The organism is Rhodococcus sp. C3V, assembly GCF_029269915.1.
GTDB lineage: Bacteria > Actinomycetota > Actinomycetes > Mycobacteriales > Mycobacteriaceae > Rhodococcus_F > Rhodococcus_F qingshengii.
This window is the reverse complement of record NZ_JARJBE010000021.1, coordinates 42,535-58,953: the sequence shown is the minus strand read 5'-3', so window position 1 is coordinate 58,953 and position 16,419 is coordinate 42,535. Positions and strand designations below refer to the sequence as shown.

Below are 16,419 nucleotides of genomic sequence, written 5' to 3'. Positions count from 1 at the left end.
CCACGGTCGTCGCAACTCCCACAGTGGGGTGTTGCGACGACCACTAGAAGCCGCCAGTTCGGAGCGGGGGCGTTTTTCGTTCGATCCCTGCGAGGGCTTGAGTTGGTCAGGTCAGTAGGCGCGGGACGTGTCGTTTTTGCTGGTCAGCGGCAGTCGACGTGGACTGAGAGATATACGCGTCCGCTGTGGGTGGCCTTCCAGTCGGCAGGTGCATCGGTGGTCGCGGCGATGTCGAACTGGTCGGCCTCGGTCCAGTCGACGGATTGGAGGACGTCGAGGAACTTGTTGGTGGTGTCGATGTCCGCGCTGGGGAGGTTTTGGTCGGTGTTCTCGATGGTGAGGGTCTGGGATCCGTGTTTTGCGTGGATCTTCCATCCGTGGGGCGCTGTGATGTCGACGGCCAGGTCGTCGCCGCGTCCGGTGCAACGTGCGGTGACGTCTTCGGGCTTGGGTGTGGTGATCTCGGTGTCGGAATGTTGCTCACCCCAACCGATCACAATGCTGCCGAGGTCGGTGCTGGTGTCGGTGACGATGGTGCCGCTGGTCGAGGTGCTCACGGATGCGGCCTCGCGGGAATCGTCACTTCCACACGCGACCAGGACCACGGCAGCGGTGAGAGCGGCAGCGGCGGCAGCGGTCTTGGTGAAGGTGTTGTGTGAGAGAGACATTCGGGGTTCCTTAGCGAGTCCGGTCATTTGAAGACGTCGACGAACCACTTGCCGTCGATCTTTTTGGTGGTGACGGTTTGGGTGATGCGCTCTGCGCCCTCTGGTCGTAGTTCGGACAGATCCACGAGGTAGACGTCTTCGGACAGGGCCTTGGCGCGCATGCAGTAGTTGGTGCCGACGGGTACGGAGTCGATGAACCCCTGAAGTTGGTCGGCCGGTACGACGGAGGAATTCGGTGTGGCCAGTGCGCGGGCAGCGCCTGCGTTGCGCTGGATGTAGTAGGCGTGGTTCCACGCTGCGATCACGCCCGCTCCGCTGTTCTGATCCCCACGGTCAGCGCGGCATTCGTCGTCGACCTCGGAAGATGCGGGCGTGGGCGTGGTGCTCGTCTCGGGCAGGTCCAGGATCGGCAGGGTGTCCGATTCCGACTCTGTGGTGGTGGCCGCGGCTGCGGTGTTCTCGGGTTGGTCCCCGCCGCCGTTCAACATCGTTCCGGCGATCACTGCCACGACCGCGAGTCCGGCCACACCACCGATAACGGCTTTCTTGTTCCACCGTCGCGGGTCCTGCGGGCTTTCCGCCCCTGGAGCAATCTGGGGCGCGGCCAGGGGCTTCGGGGCCACCGAGCCGCCGGGCGAAGCTGCGTTTGCAGCTCCGCCCGGCCGAGCGGTGGTGGGCGTGCCACCGAGAAGGTCGACGACAGCGGGGTGCCGTTGGGGTCTCTTACTGAGCTTCATGGTGTACACCCACCTTTCAGGGTCAGACAGCGGCCGGGGCTCCAGCGCCCTGGCCGAATGCGGTCGAGATCAGCTGTGCAGCGGTGCCCGCCGAACCGTCGAAGAACGTTTCGAGGGTGTTGTCGATCGCCTCGACGACCTGCTGGCCACCCGGCTGCTCGGCAGCCCAGTCACGGGCCTGCTGGTCGATGGACGGAGCGACCTCGACGACGTCACGAACTGCGGCGGCAGCACCCTGACCGACAGGGCCCGACTGCTCCCAGCTGGAGAGCGTGTCTTCGGTCGAGGTGGTGATCACGGGCTGGTCGACGTCGGGGAGGTGAACCTCGATCGGCTGGCCTTCGTCGTCACCGGCACCGAAGGCGGTGCCTGCGGCGAATCCGATGACGCCGCCGCCGATCGCGCCGGGCACGGCCGTCACGAGCCCGCCGATTCCGGCGCCGATCGCGGTTCCGGCGACGCCTGTGGTGACCTCCGGCAGGATCGGGATCGGGAGCGGAATCACACCGCCGAGTGCGGCACCCTGCAAGCCACCGATAGTTCCGCCGAGCAATGCGCCGGGCACACCGAGCGCAAGGGCGCCGGCACCTGCTCCCGCCACCGTGCCGGTGATCTGACCCGCAGCGACTCGGTCAGCACGGGAGGGCTCGACACCGACGGAGCGGTAGATCGTCGAGACACCGGAGCGGATCAGCTCGGAGGTGTTGTTGGTGCGCTCGAGGTCCTCGTCGGTGAGCCAGTTCGGCTGGTTGAAGTGGAAGTCACCGATCATCAGGGTCTTGGGAGGCGCGATGTACATCGGGGCCGGCTCGACCCACACCGGTGCGTGCAAGGTCGAAGGATCAATCGGGGGCACGTAGTTCTGCTGCGGGACGGACTGACCGTTGCCGTAGTCGTAACCCGGCTTGGGTACGTACGTGGGCTGCTGGACCGGCGGGGCCGTCCAGTAGATCGGTTCTGCCGGGGCCTCGGGGACCGTCTGAACGGGGGCCGGAGGCGGAGCCTGGGTCGACGTTCCGCCCTGAGTGCCGCCGCCTGTCGTGCCGCCCTGCGTCGGAGCTGCATTCGCCATCGGTGCGAACACAATCCCGGCTGACAGGGCTGCGGCGACAACCAACGCGCTCGTCGCCTGGCGCTGAACTTTGCGGTGTCGACCACCCGAATTCCGGCGGGCAGCTCGGTTACCGGTAGTGATGTCGTTGCTCATCGAGCATCGCCTTTCATCTGGGTTCGGCCTCAGAGGGCCGGGGATCTTCGTCGAACGGATCGAAGTAGGACGGGCACGCCCGGTGTGGGCGGTGCCAGCGCATCAGCCCACGGCACCCGCCATCAGGTCGACGGCCTTGGCCGCGAGCACGGTCAACGCGTCCCGCGTCTCGCGTCGCAACTGACTCAGCGCGATGCGCTCGCCGGATGCGAACAACGGCTCGAACGGCATCCGGCACACCGCGACACCGAGCGCGGAGAACGCGTCGACGGCTTCCGTTTCGACCATCGGTGCGTCGCCCGGACCGTCGGTGATGACGACGACCGTGCGGGAAAGAACGTCCGGACGAACCGCCGCGATCGCCGAGAGCGTGCGCTGCGCAGCCACCGCCGCATCGCGCCGAAGCGGGACGGGAACGACGACCACATGCGATGCCCGGATCGCCCACTGCCAGCTCGCCGAGAGGCTGGAATTGCCGGTGTCGGCGACGAGCACATCGCGGTGCCGACCGAGAATCGAGCCGAGCGCTTCCGATTCCTCGTAGGTCAACGCTGCGTCGACCCCCGCCCTCCCGGCGATGATGTCCGACCCACCTGGCTGGCGAGTCAGAAACCGCTTCACACGGGACGGCGGGACATCGGATGCTGCGGCATCGACAGCGCCCAGCAGGCTGACCACGTCCTGGTCCACGGACGGCGGGACAGCCACGCGATCAGCGAAGCTGCCACCGACCTCACCCAGGTCCAGGCAGGTGACAGTTGCGGGCCCGCGGTGCTCGGCCAACGCCTCCGCCAAACTGATCGACATCGGGGTCTTTCCGACGCCTCCCTTGAGGTTGGCGAAGGTGATCATCGCGCCCTCGGGAAGTGCGCGAGCGATCGTCGACTGGGCACCGCGCAACCGCATCTCGGGCGAGTCCGACTTCGGTACGAGCTTGAGCCCGAGAACGGCATTGAGCCGACCCCGGACACCGAGCCGTGCGGGTTCACTTTCCGCCGCGTTGGTGCGCGGCGCGGACAGTTGCGACAGCGTCGGCAAAGGACCGGTCAGCGGTCCTGTAGTCGGTTCTGCCGAACGCGTAGGCGCAGGGGCAGGGATCGGTCGCGGTTTCGGCTGAGCGGGCGCTGAGACGGGATGAGGGGCCGTCTCGTATGCGATCTGCTCAGCGGCTACGACGACCGGACCGACCGGCGGTGCAGAGTGGGTCTCCACCGCCGGTTCAATCGGGCTCTCAACGATCGGCAAGGGTGCGCTCGGCGCACGCTCTACCGCTTTGCCGTCCGGGCCTACCGTCAGGAACCTGGTGTCCTTACCGGTTTGGTAGACGACCTCGACGGCCGAGTTCTGTTCCTTCGCGATGTTGGACAGAAACTCGTGCACCACCGCAGAGAGCGTCTTGGCCTCGGTCGCTTCCAGCACCATCGGGTCGACATTGACGTCCGGAAGAGTTGCGCGGGCGGTGGACTTGGAGGTGATCTCGACATTTACGGTCAGCGTCGTCATCGTTAGCTGACTCCGAAGGCACTGGCGCCGGCCAATGCGTTGTCCATGTCCGTAACGACGGCGTCTGTCGCGTCCAGCTCGGCGAGCGCTTTGTCGCGGGCGCTGCCTTCGGGCAGAGCTTCGATGACGATGCGCTTCTTGGTCGAGGCTTCGCGGATCTCTGCGAGTCGTTCGCTGGTCAGCTCCTGCTCTTCGGTGAGCTTGGGAAGCCATGCCGGGGCCGAATCCTTGAAGTAGTCCCTCAGCATCTTGATGATCGGGTCGTTTGCGCCCTTGGCGACGAACGGTCCGCGCAATGCGGCGACGTCCTCGGAGGTCGGGGTGATCGACTGGGAGATTCGGCGGGTCATTGGTGTTCCTTTCGGTGGTGGTGAAGCGGACAACTAGGGGGTCATACCGGCGCTGTTGCGGCGTCGGGTTCGGGGAGGACGACGACTCCTGTCGGGTCGAAGGTGATGCGGGTCTTCACGCGTCCGCTACCGACGGTCAGGACCGTCGTGGTGAGGTCGCCCTTCGGGTTGCGGGAGACATCGACCGAATCGACAGTGACGGGCACGAGTTCGCCGTTTTCGTCGTCGATCAGCACGGTCATTCCGGCTTCGACAGCAGATGCGGGAATGACGTCCGCGAAGTCGTCGTCCATCGGCTGTTCGGGTTTGGCGGCTGCGACGAACTCTGCGGCCGAATCCGGAACTGGCGCAGCGCTGTTCTCGTCGTCGCCGGTACCGATCACGATCGGTTCGGGTGCGTTGCCGTGTTTGCGGGCGCGCTTGGCCAGCGCGCGTTCGGATTCGATGAACGCAGCCAACTCCGACGAGTAACAGGTGAACTGTGGAGCTTCGGCGGGAGCGAGGCCCTCGATGATGTCCTTCTCGCTCGCGGCGAGCTGGTTCCATTTGTTGGGGTGACGGTCCACGTTCGGGGTCCACCACATCTGGGCATCGACGGGGTTGCCGTCGTCGCCGAGTGCGATGCCGCGGCCCTTGACGGAGGTGTCCACTTCGCGTCCGACTGTGGAGTCTCCCCACATCATCAGTGCACCGTCTTGGGAGAGGTTGCCCAGGCTGATGCGGGTGCCGAAGTTGTCGCGGGCGTTACCGGACGCGCCGCCGAACAATGACGCGTCGGGGCGCTGCACGCCGAGCAGTAGGCGGATACCGGCGGAGCGGGCGAGGACGGCGAGGTCTGCCCATGCGCCGAGAGGGTCGAGGGTCTTGAGCTGTTCTTTGGTCTCGTCGTCGCCGGTCTTCATCAGCCGCTGCCACTTGCCGGAGAGGATGAAGAACTCGTCCAGGACCGCGATCATCAGCGGCAGTTGTGAGCCCTCGATCTTCATCTGGTGGATGTAGGCGTTGCGGGCCATCATCTCGGTGTGCAAGGCACGTACGAACATCGCTGCGCGCAGCGCGTCGTAGATGATCGCGCCGCAGCCCGGGTAACCCTCGAGTCCGTCGAGTTCGATCATCTTCGGATCGACACCGACGAAGGGGATGCCGCGCCGCGCCGCTTCGGTGAGCAGGGTGCGGATCACCGACGTCTTACCGCCACCGGTCGGGCCGACGATCAAGCAGTGCGGCTTGTTGGAGCTGGTGGATACGTCCCAGTACATGGTCCGGTCGGCGATGCCGGTCGCGTAGGGCAGGTGCCGCAGGTTCTCGTCGACCAGATCGAGCGGGTGATCGACGCGTGAGGGCATCGGTGCAACGAGCCGCATGGTCAGGTAGCCCTTGTCCGGGTACCAATCGGTGGTCCAGTTGCGGCCCGACTCGTGCTGACCCGCGAGAGAGGCGAGAGCTTCCTCGACCTTGATCTGAAAGCCCTTGGCGCCAGCGTTCATCGACTTCTCGTAGGAGATGCGGTATCCGGTCTCTACGCCTTCCTGATCGCGTGCCGAAACAGTCACCTTCGGGTCCTTGAAGATCGAGGCGCTTTCGAGCGCCGACTGGAGAACCTTCTGGCGGTCCGAGCGTGTGTCCGGAGTGATCGTTTCCCGCCGGACGACGATGCGGTCCTGGTGCGCCTCGTGACGAACCTTGACCTCCCACTTCGCACTGCCGGGGAACGCCGCTTCGATCGCGCGGGACAGCTCCTCGAATTGCTTCGGCCGAATCACGGTGCCGCGATGCATTTTGATCGTTGCGCGGCGGATCACTCGTGTCCCCGGAGGGAAGCTGACGGTGGTCTTCTTCGGGAGGTTGCCGGTGCCCTGCCGCACGACCGATTCGAGCATCTGAGTCCACTTGTGTGTGCGGTATCTCAGAACATCGCAGACGATGAGTACAGCGGCGACGACGACGAGCAGAACACGGTAGCCGTGAACCTTGCCCAGCACGTCGACGACCGTCTCGTTGCCGACTGCCGACATGATGCGCGGGGCGTAGAGAGCTACGCCCGCGACAACGGCGACGAACGGTGAGAACGGAGTGAAGCGGCCGATGCGCGTCAGCTTGCCGTCTTCACCTACTTGATTGCCGTTGTTCGGATCACCAAAGACGTCACGGTATGTCGATACCAGCCAGTCCTTGAGTGGGTCCTGATTTCCGTTCACCGCCTGCGCCTTTCGCTCGTGTCGACGTTCTCGCAACGCCGTCCGGGTGGCGTCTGCGTGCACAGTGACAGAAACCCCCAACTTTTCTCAACGGGGTGTCCCCCCTTTCCTTCGCGCTTTCCGATCACGCTCAGTTCCCGCCGCTACCAACGCGTTCGATGGCACGCCACGGTGAGCGCTCGGCAGAGCGCACGTGCTGCGCTGTCGTCGGCGGTTGATCACGGTGGTCGCGCGGCGCTCCATCGGAGAGCGGTGGGCCGTGTTCGCGAGCGCTCGGAAGAGCGTTCACCTCGTAGCGTCTCGAACGCTTTGTTGAGCGGTGTTTTCCCACGCTCTTTCGACCGCTCATTTCAGCGCTCCAATGAGCGTCGCGAACGCCTGAAATGTTCGGCGCTCCCAGCGGTACGGTGAGCGTCACCGAACCCGTATCGACCGATGAACGGTGAACGGTCCTCGGTACGCGAGGTCGAGCGGTGCATATAGCGTTCGACATGGGCGTTGCGAAATGCGTTGGCGCTGAGCGTAATTCTGAAGTACACTCCCCCCCAAGGAACGCCGGGGGGGAGTGGCCCCGGAGGGGATGGGTCCGAGGAGCGCTTTTCCGAGCGCTCGAAATTGCCGCCGAATATCGGTTCCGAATCCGACGCTGTTTTCACCGCGCATCTGAGCGCGTTCCCGGCGTACCCCTCTCCCCCAGATGTCGACCACCTTCTTCTCACCGCCTTCGGCCACTGCCCCGACAACGCGATCACGGAGCGCGCTGTAAGCGCGTCATATCGACCGCTTCGCTTCGGATTCCATCGGACCTGTGTGCGACGTCTCCCAACATCGGATAACAAACGCAAGCCCCGCACGACTGTGCGGGGCTTTTTCGCGTGCCTGAACACCGACCTGAATCTCTTTCGCGCACAGCGCGGTTGCTGAATCCCTGGTGAGATGCTGCACAGTCCCCGGTCAACCGCTACGCGTGCAACCCCCACAGAGGACCGTTTCTGACCGCCGCAGCGCCGGAGAACGTCGTCGAATCGCCCCTCCAGTGGCAGACACCCCGTTGAGATCAAAACCGCAATCGACTTACGGTCGCGCGCATCCACATTCAGATGCACAGAACGAACTCAACAATGGAGTGTGCTCATGTCCCTCACGTTCACCGTTCTCGAACTGGCGACCAATTCGCCCGGAACCGTCGAAGTGCTCGCGCAACAAACCGATGTCAACACAACAGGTGTGCGTTCGTGGATCGGCGACAACATCGTCTTCACGATCCTCGCGTTGATCGCCTGCGTCGTCCTGATGGGCGGTCTGCGAGGCAACCTCTCGAAGGTTTTCACCGTCGGTGGCCTCTCCCTCGTGGGCCTGGCATTTCTCGGTATCGCCCAAAGCGAGAACGCCGCGACCGGCATCGGCAACTGGATCCTCGGCCTGTTCGGCATCCACGTCTGATCCACCCACCCAACGAGCGAAGGAACGCCGACCGTGATCGACAACGACGATTTGCTTCACCGCGTAGATCAGCACTACCTCGGGCCGACCGGGCTCACCCTGCCGTTCCGAATTCGCTATGCAGCGCTCGGACTCGGAGCTGCCCTCATGGTGATCGTCTTCGTCATCGCGCGCGGCATCGTGCACATTCCGCTCGGCTTCAAATCCCTCGTGGTGGTGATCGGAATCGTCGTCGTGCTGACCGCGAAAGTGACCAAGGTCGTCAACGCGGATCGCCCGGTCCGATCCGTGGTTCGAGCGGCGTGGAACGACCTGAACGCACCGCGCCCACCGAAGGCCGGCCAAACCGTCACGCTTCGCCTCCCCACCATCTCCAGCGCCTCCGGACGCAAGCACGCCGCTACACCAATCGAAGGTGAGTCCTCCCGATGACTTTGCAGCCCGACAACGAAATCGCCGCACTGTTCGATCCGAACTTCGACGAGCCCGAACCGGCCATCGTCCCGCCGGGCGCTTTGCCTCCCTCGTGGGCGGCAGCAATGGCGGCGAATCGCACACCCAACGCGACTGCCGCGAACGCCGACACCTCGGCCATTGCACCGCCTCGGGAGTTGGCGTGGTCGCAAGCTCCCGACATCGGAATCACAGCGCCCGCGCCCGTCTTTTCTCCTACACCCCCAGCAGAGCCGGCACCCGCTGGAAAGGGCAAACGACGCGGGAAGAAACGCACCAAGAACACCGCGACCGACGGGGAATTCAACCGGCAAACCGCTGCGGCGAAGAAGCGCGCCGACAAGGACCGCAAAACGGTGCGCCTGGAGCTGGTTGGGGTGGAAGGCAACGTCTCCCGGACGCGCCGTCAATCGACGGCATGGTTCGTCCAGCCGCCCGGCCCGTGGAACATGCGTCCGGTCGGTAGGCAGAAGCGCTACATCCAGAACGAGGGCATGGTGTTGGCCAACCTCGCCGAGTCCGGCGTGACGGGGATGCATCGACGCCTCGTGCGCACGCCCTGGCCGGTGCGCCAGTGGGCGCAGAAGCATGATGCGTGGGCCGAACCGATTCCGGACGTCCCCGGCGCGCTGTCGTGGGCGGACTACTTGCGTGGGCAGCAGCACGCGATGCTGTGGGGAAACCCCACGCAGAAGGGCCGCTACTGGGGCATCGAGTTGCCTCCGCGTTCTGCGATGGCGCAAGGGCTCGATTGGCTCGGCCACTGGCTTGTTCCGGTGATCGACGTGCCCCTCCTGGGGAAGATCGCTCAGCTCGTAGGTAAGTGGGCGCGTGATGCGTTCCTCAACGAGCAGAAAGCGATCGCCGATCACCTCGCGACCATCGAACGGCATCTGTCGGGCCAAGGCGTCAACGCCAAGCCCGCGACACCGGCTGAGATGGACTACCTGTTGTTGCGCTCGGCATCGCTCGGCCTGCCGCTGGACGCGGACGGAATCATCGCCGGTGCGGGCAACTGGGAAGAATCCGACGTAGCGACGCTCGAAGACCTCACCAACCTCGCTCTCACTCCCGGCGACGGTTACACGACGGTGCGCGGTCAGGTCGGTGGTCGGGACTACACCGGATACGCGATCGTTCTCACCGTCGGGCGTATGGCACCGCTCCCTATCCCGGAAAAGATGCTGCCGTGGCAGGTGCTCGGCGACCCGTCGGGTGAACCGCTGGAGTGGTCGGAGCGGATCAAGCTCAAGACCAAGAGCCAAACGGTGCGCGGACTTCGGCGGTTGACGTCGAAGATCGAAGCACAGTTCGACCACTACACAATCGAGCACGATCAGGTCCCGCCGCAGGAACTGGCCGAGCAGCACGCACGCGCGCAGCAGGTCATCTCCGACATCGAGGAAGACCACTCGGGCTTGTCGGTGCGCACCGAGGGTTGGTACCGGGTTCTCGTGGTCGGTTCGACACCGCAAGAGGCCAAAGAAAAGGTCTCGATGTTGCAGGAGATGTACGCGCCGCGTATCCGCCTCGAACAAGAGCACGGCCAGTACCAGCTCCTACGCGAGTTCATTCCGGGTGAGCCGCTGGCCAACATCGCCCACTGCCGGCGGATGAGCGTCGAAGCTCTCTCAGCCGGAATGGCCGCAGTCGGTGACCGCATCGGCGACCGTACTGGTGTCGTGGTCGGTCAGACTGCGTCGATCGCACCGCGGCCGGCGGTGTGGGATCTGTTCGCCGCGCACGAGAAGAAGCACAAGTCGGGCCTGACCCCGATCGTCGCAGTGCCCGGATCGGGCAAGACGTTCCTCGCAGGTGTACTCGTGTACCAAGCGGTGCGCGCCGGTGCTTACGGCGTCGTGCTCGACCCTTCGGGCCCGCTCAAAAAGCTCGCCCAGTTGCCCGAGTTTCGAGGCATCGCGGAGGTCCAGGCCCTCACCGGCCGCACCTCGCGTCCTGGCTCGCTCAACCCGTACCGGGTGATCCTCGATCCGCGGCGCGATGATCCGGAGTACGACCCTCACAGCGTCGACTACCAAGACGACCCTGATCCGGTGGCCGCAGCACACGGGCAGTACGACGCCGATGTGCGGGCCGCGGCTGCCGAGCGAATTTCGGTGGCGGTGTCGGTCCTGAAGATGATGCTCACCCCCGCCAGACTCGAACACGAGTGGACCGAAACGGTGCTCCAGACGGCAGCGAACATGGTCGGCGGCGAGCGGCACCACAACCTCCGCGAGGTTCTCGACGCCATCGAACGGATCGCAAAAGAAGACGACAACGTCGATCTGCGGTCGTGCGCGAAGAGCGTGCACCAGGACCTGGCGATGATGTCCGATCTGGCAGAAGCCCGAGTGCTCTTCCCAGAGCGCGGCACCACTGGCGACGTCGACGACATCATCAACGACCGCATACGCCTCACGGTCCTGACGATGCCTGGTCTGCAACTGCCACCGGAGGGCACAGACCCGTCGCAGTGGACTCCACAGCAGCGCATGGCTGGGCCGTTGATGCACATGGCCGCGTGGCTTGCGAACCGTCTCGTCTACGAACTGCCGCGTTACGAGCGCAAGGTGCTCTTCCTCGACGAGAACAAATATCTCGAGCAGACCGGCGCCGGCCGGACCCTGAACCTGCGCATCGCGCGTGACAGCCGAAAGTACAAGGTTCGTGCACTGGTGTGCTCACAGCTCCCCGACGACTACCTCGGAGTCGATGGCAGCGACGACAAATCGGCGTTGACCTACGAGGTCATCATCGGCGACCTCGGGGGCAACGCACACGCCATCGAGGGCGCGCTGAAACTGCTGAACCTTCCGGCCGGAGAGGGCTACGAGGCGCTCTTGGCTGATCTCGGCGGCGGCGGCGAGGACACCCTCGACGAGGACACCAACACCGAGCACTTGGACCAGGCACGCCGCTTCATCGTGAAGATGGCCGACGACATCGAATTGATCCGCTCGGACTGGACGCATTTCGTGCATATGTCGCACGTCTTCGAGGCCCTCGATTCTCGCGCCACTCGCACAGCGATGGGGACGGCGGTATGAGCCCGCTGAAGCGCCGGAGCGTGCAGTCCGGGAGGTCTACGGCATCGCGCCGTTCCGGGTGGCGTACAGGGCTTGTGGGGCGCGTTCTGGTGGTGTTGATATTCGCGTCCGTCTCCCTGATCGGATTCGGTGGTGGCATCGCGTCCGCCGGCGGTTTCGACTGCAAGGACGTTCCGTCACCGGAGTTTCCGAACGAGGTCCTCGAGACCACGTTCGATTCGACCAGCGCTGAACGTTCGTCCTCTGGTGGGACGGGTTACGAAACGTACGGGTGGGCCGGGCTCAAGTGGCACACCTACGACCTCGGTTGCGGTGAAGACCTGGTCCGCGCTCCCGGCGCTGTCGGCGACACCACGTTGGGCAACACCTTCCTGACGATCGGCAAGTCGATGGCAGCCGCCGCGTTCTGGCTCGACGACCAGACCAAGACCGGGCAGGCCGCTGAGGACGCCGGCGTCGAATCGGCATTAGGCAAGTTCGATCAGATCGTTTTCGCGATCACCGAAGGCATGCGGGGCATTTACGGGGAGTGGCTGGGAATCGCTCTGATTCTGGTCACCGCCATGATCCTGTGGAAGGCACTGCGCGCCGATGCTGCCGGCGTCACCAAAACTGTGGGTATCGCGGCTGCGGGGTTGGCTCTCGGCGCTCTGATGGTCGGCGCTCCCCAGAAGGCACTCGAGGTGGCAGACGACACCTTCGGTTCCTTGATCACTGAGACCCAGGATCAGATTTTCTCGGTGCAGTTCGGTGACTCGTCGGATGGCGGCACGCTGGCCGGAGGTAGCACCGATCCGCGAAACGTACTGATCGACAAGATTTTCCTCCCGGACTGGCGCAAGGGCTGGTTCGGCACGAACTACGACCCGGAGGACACGGCCAAGCTCGGGCCCGATCTACGAGACGCTCTGGCGTTCACCTACGAGCAGCAGCAAGAAGTGAAGGACGATCCGAAGGCACAGGAAAAACTCGCCGAGGAGAAAGCCGACAAGTTCGAGAACATCGTCGAGAAACTGGACTCGGACTATCAGCTTTCCTATCGCCAGTTCCAAGGTAAGGATTCCGGCCGCACGTCCACCGGCTTCATGGCCATGATCAAGATGAGCATGCCTGCGCTGCTGTGGATCGGTGCATCTCTCCTGAAACTGGTAGCGCTGCTGTCGATCCGGTTTGCAGTGTTGTTCTCCCCCGTGTGGATTCCCTTTGCGATCGCTGCCGCCGGATGGCTTGCCCGCATCCTGCGCATGCTCGGCACGGCCTACATGTGGGGCGTCGCCGGGTCCGTCATCGTCGCCCTGTACTTGATGGCTCTGGTCCAGCTGTACGTCAACGCCAACGGCTCGGTCGACGGGTCCTGGCGGTTGTGGTTCATGGTGATACTCACCGTCGTCTGCTGGGCAATCATGCGTCCGTTCAAACGCATGAGTCAGACGTTCTCTCAGAACAGCGCGAGCATGGTCAACCGCAAGGCCCGCAACGCGAAGAAGTCCCTCAAACACAAGGCATTCAACGCCGCGAGTTTCGCGGTCGGAGGGCCGACACAGGCCATCGCAGAGAAAGCCGCCGAACGCTTCGCCCGCCGCGGAGGACGTGGCGCCGAGGATGACTCGGGAGATGCAACGTCGACTTCAGTGGCTCGACCGGAAGGCCGCGCGCTCAACAACCGTCGACAACAGGCACTGACGCAGTCCCGTGCAGACGCCCGGAAGGCGCAGGGCCTGGGCCGGGCAGGTCGTCTGGGTCAGGCGGCCAACACCGCAACAGAACGCGATGCACGAATCGCCGGGATTGCGGCTGTCGCCAGCCGCGACCTGGCGCGAGGCAACGGCGCCAAGGGAGGCGTGGACAGCAAAGACGCCGACCGCGCAGTCAGGGCCGGCGCGAGTGCGTGGCGAATCCTCGACCAGGACGAGGTCAACAGCCAGCTCCAAGAACGCAAGGCGCGCAAGGATCTTCTGACCGCCAGCGTCGGACAACGCTGGGACGGTGGTGACCGCTCAGCCATCGCACCGATGAAGGTCTACACACCGCCCGCCCGCGACAAGCATTCGACGAGCCAGACCGCCCCCTCAGCCCCCCGCAATCGGTCGACGAGTTCGGCACCGAGCGCGCGGGTCTGGAACGCTGCTGCGCCCGGCACGACCACACGAGAGACACCTACGAGAGACCGGTACATCTGATGTCTCAGTCGGGAACCAATCCTGTCCTCGCGCCGATCCGCCGGTGGGTGCTCTACTCCCGCACCAATCTGGCAATCGCCGTGATCGCCGCTATGGCGTTTCTGTTCGCCTTGGGCGCGGTGTTCGGAGAGAACCCACAACCTGCCACGGCAGCGCAGGAATCAAAGACCTCCACTGAACCTGTCGCGCAGGCGGATTCGATCAGCTACGACCTCATCGAGGTGAGCGAATCTCTAGTGGCCGCCAAAAGCGCAACCTGGGTGGCAGCCAACGCGCCGGCAACCGCGATGGCGTACGCACGAGAGTTCGTCAACATCACCGCCTCGGATGCGAAGTGGACCAGCGCGATCGGGCGCTACACATCCACCAAGCCTGGTGAGTACGTCGTGGCTGCGCGGCCACGAACACCCGTTGTCATCACCGGCCCGACGGTCAGCACTCTCTCGGACGGTCCGGACGGTGCGCGTACCGCTGAGGTGACCGTGCCGACGCAAGCCGGAGATATGCGGATCTCACTCGCTGTCGACGAGACCAGCGGAGGCAAGCGGTGGGTGGTCGGATCCCCTCTTCCGACGCTGGACTTGTCCAAGGTCGAGAGAATCACCCCGGCGACGTCCACGGCCACGCCGAGCACATCGCCGTCGACGACACGACAGACCGAAACGACAGCGCCGCAACCGTCCTCGTCGTCGGTTCCTTCCACGTCCACGCCGACACCGACTCGCGATCTCGACGAGCCGGCGCCCACCACTGCCGATGCGCCGACCCCGGTGCCCGGTCCGATTCCGATCCCGGACCTCGATACCCCGATTCCGGGTGGACTGTGAAGACGAGCAGCCTTCAGCGGGCGATTCTGTTGGTCGGCGCTGCGTCCGTCGTCGTCGGTACCTCTGCATGTTCTGCGGGAGCGCCGGTCATTCCGCGCGATGCCTGCCGCAGCGCCACCTCGACGAGCAGTGACAGCGGTTCCCGATCGAGCAATGGCGACTCTGCGCCGGCCGTTGGCGGTGCAGAGTTGGCGGTGGCCGGGCCGATTCAGATGCCGGTCAAGCCCGGCACCGCTACTTTCACCTCGGGTTTCGGTGAGCGCTGGAACGCGCAGCACCGCGGGGTGGACTTGGCCGGCCCCGTCGGCACGCCGATCCTCGCTGCCCTCGATGGCAATGTCGTTGCAGCGGGATCGTCCGGGGAGGGGCCGGGCGTCGGGTTCGAGAACTGGGTGGTCATCGACTCGAATGTCGGCGGCAAGCCTGTGAGCACGGTCTATGGCCACATGTTCGCCGACGGTGTCCTCGTCAAAACGGGCCAGCACGTCAAGGCCGGCGATCACATCGCCAACATCGGAAACGCGGGCTCGTCGACAGGGCCTCATCTGCACTTCGAGTATTGGGAAGGCGGAAAGATGCAGGGCGGGACCGCCCTTGACCCCGTCAGTGTCCTTCCGGACATCGCCCGACAGAGCAGCGACGGCGGTGCCCCGGTCGCCGATGTCGCCAGCAGCAGCAATGTGCAGATCATTTCGGCGCGATCCTCGGCCGATTGCGCTGGCTTCGGTGTGGCCGGCGGCGGCGAATTGGCGTTCAACATCGTGCCGGCCGAGTTCGAGCCCTGGCTTCGCAAGGCTGGGAGTGTGTGCGCGGAGATCGACTCTCCTCTGTTGGCTGCACAGCTCCAGCAGGAGAACGGATTCCGCCACGGAGCGAGCGCCCCTGTATCGCCCAGCGGGGCGATGGGGCCCGCTCAGTTCATGCCCGGTACGTGGGCGACGTGGGGCAAGGATCACGACGGAGACGGGAAGATCGACCCCAACTCGATCGGCGATGCGGTCATGTCGCAGGCAGAGTTCATGTGCGCACTTCACCAGGACGTGTCCGGGATCCCGGGCGACCCGATCGAGTTGACGCTCGCCGCGTACAACGCCGGCCCCGGAGCCGTTCAGCAGTTCAACGGAATCCCGCCGTACGCCGAGACCCAGAACTACGTCGCCAAGATCACCGCAGCTCGTGCGACTTTTACCAATCCGAATTCCCGCGGCCGGTTCGTCCCCACGACGACGGGCGGAAATGCGCAGGTAGTCAGTGCGGCGCGGGAGTATCTCGGTACGCCGTATGTGTGGGGCGGCGGTGGCACTGGAGGACCGACGGGTGGTGGGTTCGACTGCTCCGGCCTGACGTCCTACGCGGTCTATGCCGCCAGCGCGGGCAAGGTCTCACTCCCCCGGACCTCTGAACAGCAGTGGACGGTCGGCGTCGAGATCCCGATCGACCAAGCTCAGCCCGGGGACTTGGTCTTCGGGGGGTGGGAGGCGAGCGGTCCCGGTCACGTGGGAATCTACGCCGGTAACGGTCAGATGGTTCACGCTCCGACGACCGGTGATGTCGTGAAGGAAGCTCCCCTCCAGTCCGGAATGAAGGCACGTCGCGTGATGTAAGGGGACGTGTCGTCTTCCCTGTTCAGACAATGTTTTTGGTCTACATCGAGAGGATTTCGATACCGCCGGCAGACCGTCACCACTGAGTGCGTCCGCCTGAGCGCTCAGCTTCGGCGCTGCCGGGTGGAGCGCTCTTCAAGCCGGACACCCCTTCGTGATTGAGGGGACGTGTCATTTACCCTGCTAAACGGCATACTTC

12 protein-coding genes are annotated in these 16,419 nt (G+C 64.6%); 6 read left to right on the top strand and 6 right to left on the bottom strand.

Annotated elements, in window-relative coordinates; all coding sequences use genetic code 11:
• Positions 1 to 143: 143 nt before the first annotated feature.
• The 6 genes from P3G66_RS30115 to P3G66_RS30090 form a co-directional block, all read right to left on the bottom strand.
• The gene (locus P3G66_RS30115) at positions 144 to 668 is read right to left on the bottom strand and encodes a hypothetical protein (RefSeq protein ID WP_276117635.1); all 525 of its coding nucleotides are present in this window, start codon (positions 666 to 668) and stop codon (positions 144 to 146) included.
• Between the two features lie 23 nt (positions 669 to 691).
• Positions 692 to 1,405, bottom strand: a complete 714-nt coding sequence (locus P3G66_RS30110) for a hypothetical protein (RefSeq protein ID WP_143541290.1) — start codon at positions 1,403 to 1,405, stop codon at positions 692 to 694.
• Between the two features lie 22 nt (positions 1,406 to 1,427).
• Positions 1,428 to 2,612: a hypothetical protein gene (locus P3G66_RS30105; RefSeq protein ID WP_058037162.1), complete on the bottom strand. Its 1,185-nt coding sequence runs from the start codon at positions 2,610 to 2,612 to the stop codon at positions 1,428 to 1,430.
• A 102-nt stretch (positions 2,613 to 2,714) separates the two neighbouring features.
• Entirely contained in the window at positions 2,715 to 4,115 is a 1,401-nt protein-coding gene (locus P3G66_RS30100) for a ParA family protein (RefSeq protein WP_276117634.1), read from the bottom strand.
• Between the two features lie 2 nt (positions 4,116 to 4,117).
• Positions 4,118 to 4,465 carry a hypothetical protein gene (locus P3G66_RS30095; protein ID WP_058037160.1) on the bottom strand — a complete coding sequence of 116 codons (348 nt, stop codon included), beginning with the start codon at positions 4,463 to 4,465 and terminating at the stop codon, positions 4,118 to 4,120.
• A 41-nt stretch (positions 4,466 to 4,506) separates the two neighbouring features.
• On the bottom strand, positions 4,507 to 6,663 hold the full coding sequence (locus tag P3G66_RS30090) for an FtsK/SpoIIIE domain-containing protein (protein ID WP_276117633.1): 2,157 nt from the start codon (positions 6,661 to 6,663) through the stop codon (positions 4,507 to 4,509).
• Positions 6,664 to 7,797: 1,134 nt separating this feature from the next.
• Here P3G66_RS30090 and P3G66_RS30085 point away from each other — a divergent pair.
• From P3G66_RS30085 to P3G66_RS30060, 6 genes are read left to right on the top strand one after another with little or no spacing between them, the layout of a single operon-like run.
• A complete protein-coding gene (locus P3G66_RS30085) occupies positions 7,798 to 8,106 on the top strand; it encodes a hypothetical protein (protein WP_276117632.1) in 309 nt (102 codons plus the stop codon).
• Positions 8,107 to 8,139: 33 nt separating this feature from the next.
• Entirely contained in the window at positions 8,140 to 8,538 is a 399-nt protein-coding gene (locus tag P3G66_RS30080) for a hypothetical protein (RefSeq protein WP_076949222.1), read from the top strand.
• Positions 8,535 to 11,609, top strand: coding sequence for an ATP-binding protein (locus P3G66_RS30075; RefSeq protein ID WP_276117631.1), 3,075 nt, complete (start codon positions 8,535 to 8,537; stop codon positions 11,607 to 11,609). The genes P3G66_RS30080 and P3G66_RS30075 overlap by 4 nt, the downstream gene beginning before the upstream one ends.
• Positions 11,606 to 13,789, top strand: a complete 2,184-nt coding sequence (locus P3G66_RS30070) for a hypothetical protein (RefSeq protein WP_276117630.1) — start codon at positions 11,606 to 11,608, stop codon at positions 13,787 to 13,789. Before P3G66_RS30075 ends, P3G66_RS30070 begins: the two co-directional genes overlap by 4 nt.
• On the top strand, positions 13,789 to 14,616 hold the full coding sequence (locus P3G66_RS30065) for a hypothetical protein (RefSeq protein WP_276117629.1): 828 nt from the start codon (positions 13,789 to 13,791) through the stop codon (positions 14,614 to 14,616). The genes P3G66_RS30070 and P3G66_RS30065 overlap by 1 nt, the downstream gene beginning before the upstream one ends.
• Entirely contained in the window at positions 14,613 to 16,220 is a 1,608-nt protein-coding gene (locus tag P3G66_RS30060) for a peptidoglycan DD-metalloendopeptidase family protein (RefSeq protein WP_276117628.1), read from the top strand. The genes P3G66_RS30065 and P3G66_RS30060 overlap by 4 nt, the downstream gene beginning before the upstream one ends.
• Positions 16,221 to 16,419 lie beyond the last annotated feature (199 nt).

What these genes read in the sequence shown, in the direction of transcription:
- P3G66_RS30115 (WP_276117635.1), bottom strand. Translation starts at nt 668, where the DNA reads ATGTCTCTCTCACACAACACCTTCACCAAGACCGCTGCCGCCGCTGCC.
- P3G66_RS30110 (WP_143541290.1), bottom strand. Translation starts at nt 1,405, where the DNA reads ATGAAGCTCAGTAAGAGACCCCAACGGCACCCCGCTGTCGTCGACCTT.
- P3G66_RS30105 (WP_058037162.1), bottom strand. Translation starts at nt 2,612, where the DNA reads ATGAGCAACGACATCACTACCGGTAACCGAGCTGCCCGCCGGAATTCG.
- P3G66_RS30100 (WP_276117634.1), bottom strand. Translation starts at nt 4,115, where the DNA reads ATGACGACGCTGACCGTAAATGTCGAGATCACCTCCAAGTCCACCGCC.
- P3G66_RS30095 (WP_058037160.1), bottom strand. Translation starts at nt 4,465, where the DNA reads ATGACCCGCCGAATCTCCCAGTCGATCACCCCGACCTCCGAGGACGTC.
- P3G66_RS30085 (WP_276117632.1), top strand. Translation starts at nt 7,798, where the DNA reads ATGTCCCTCACGTTCACCGTTCTCGAACTGGCGACCAATTCGCCCGGA.
- P3G66_RS30075 (WP_276117631.1), top strand. Translation starts at nt 8,535, where the DNA reads ATGACTTTGCAGCCCGACAACGAAATCGCCGCACTGTTCGATCCGAAC.
- P3G66_RS30070 (WP_276117630.1), top strand. Translation starts at nt 11,606, where the DNA reads ATGAGCCCGCTGAAGCGCCGGAGCGTGCAGTCCGGGAGGTCTACGGCA.
- P3G66_RS30065 (WP_276117629.1), top strand. Translation starts at nt 13,789, where the DNA reads ATGTCTCAGTCGGGAACCAATCCTGTCCTCGCGCCGATCCGCCGGTGG.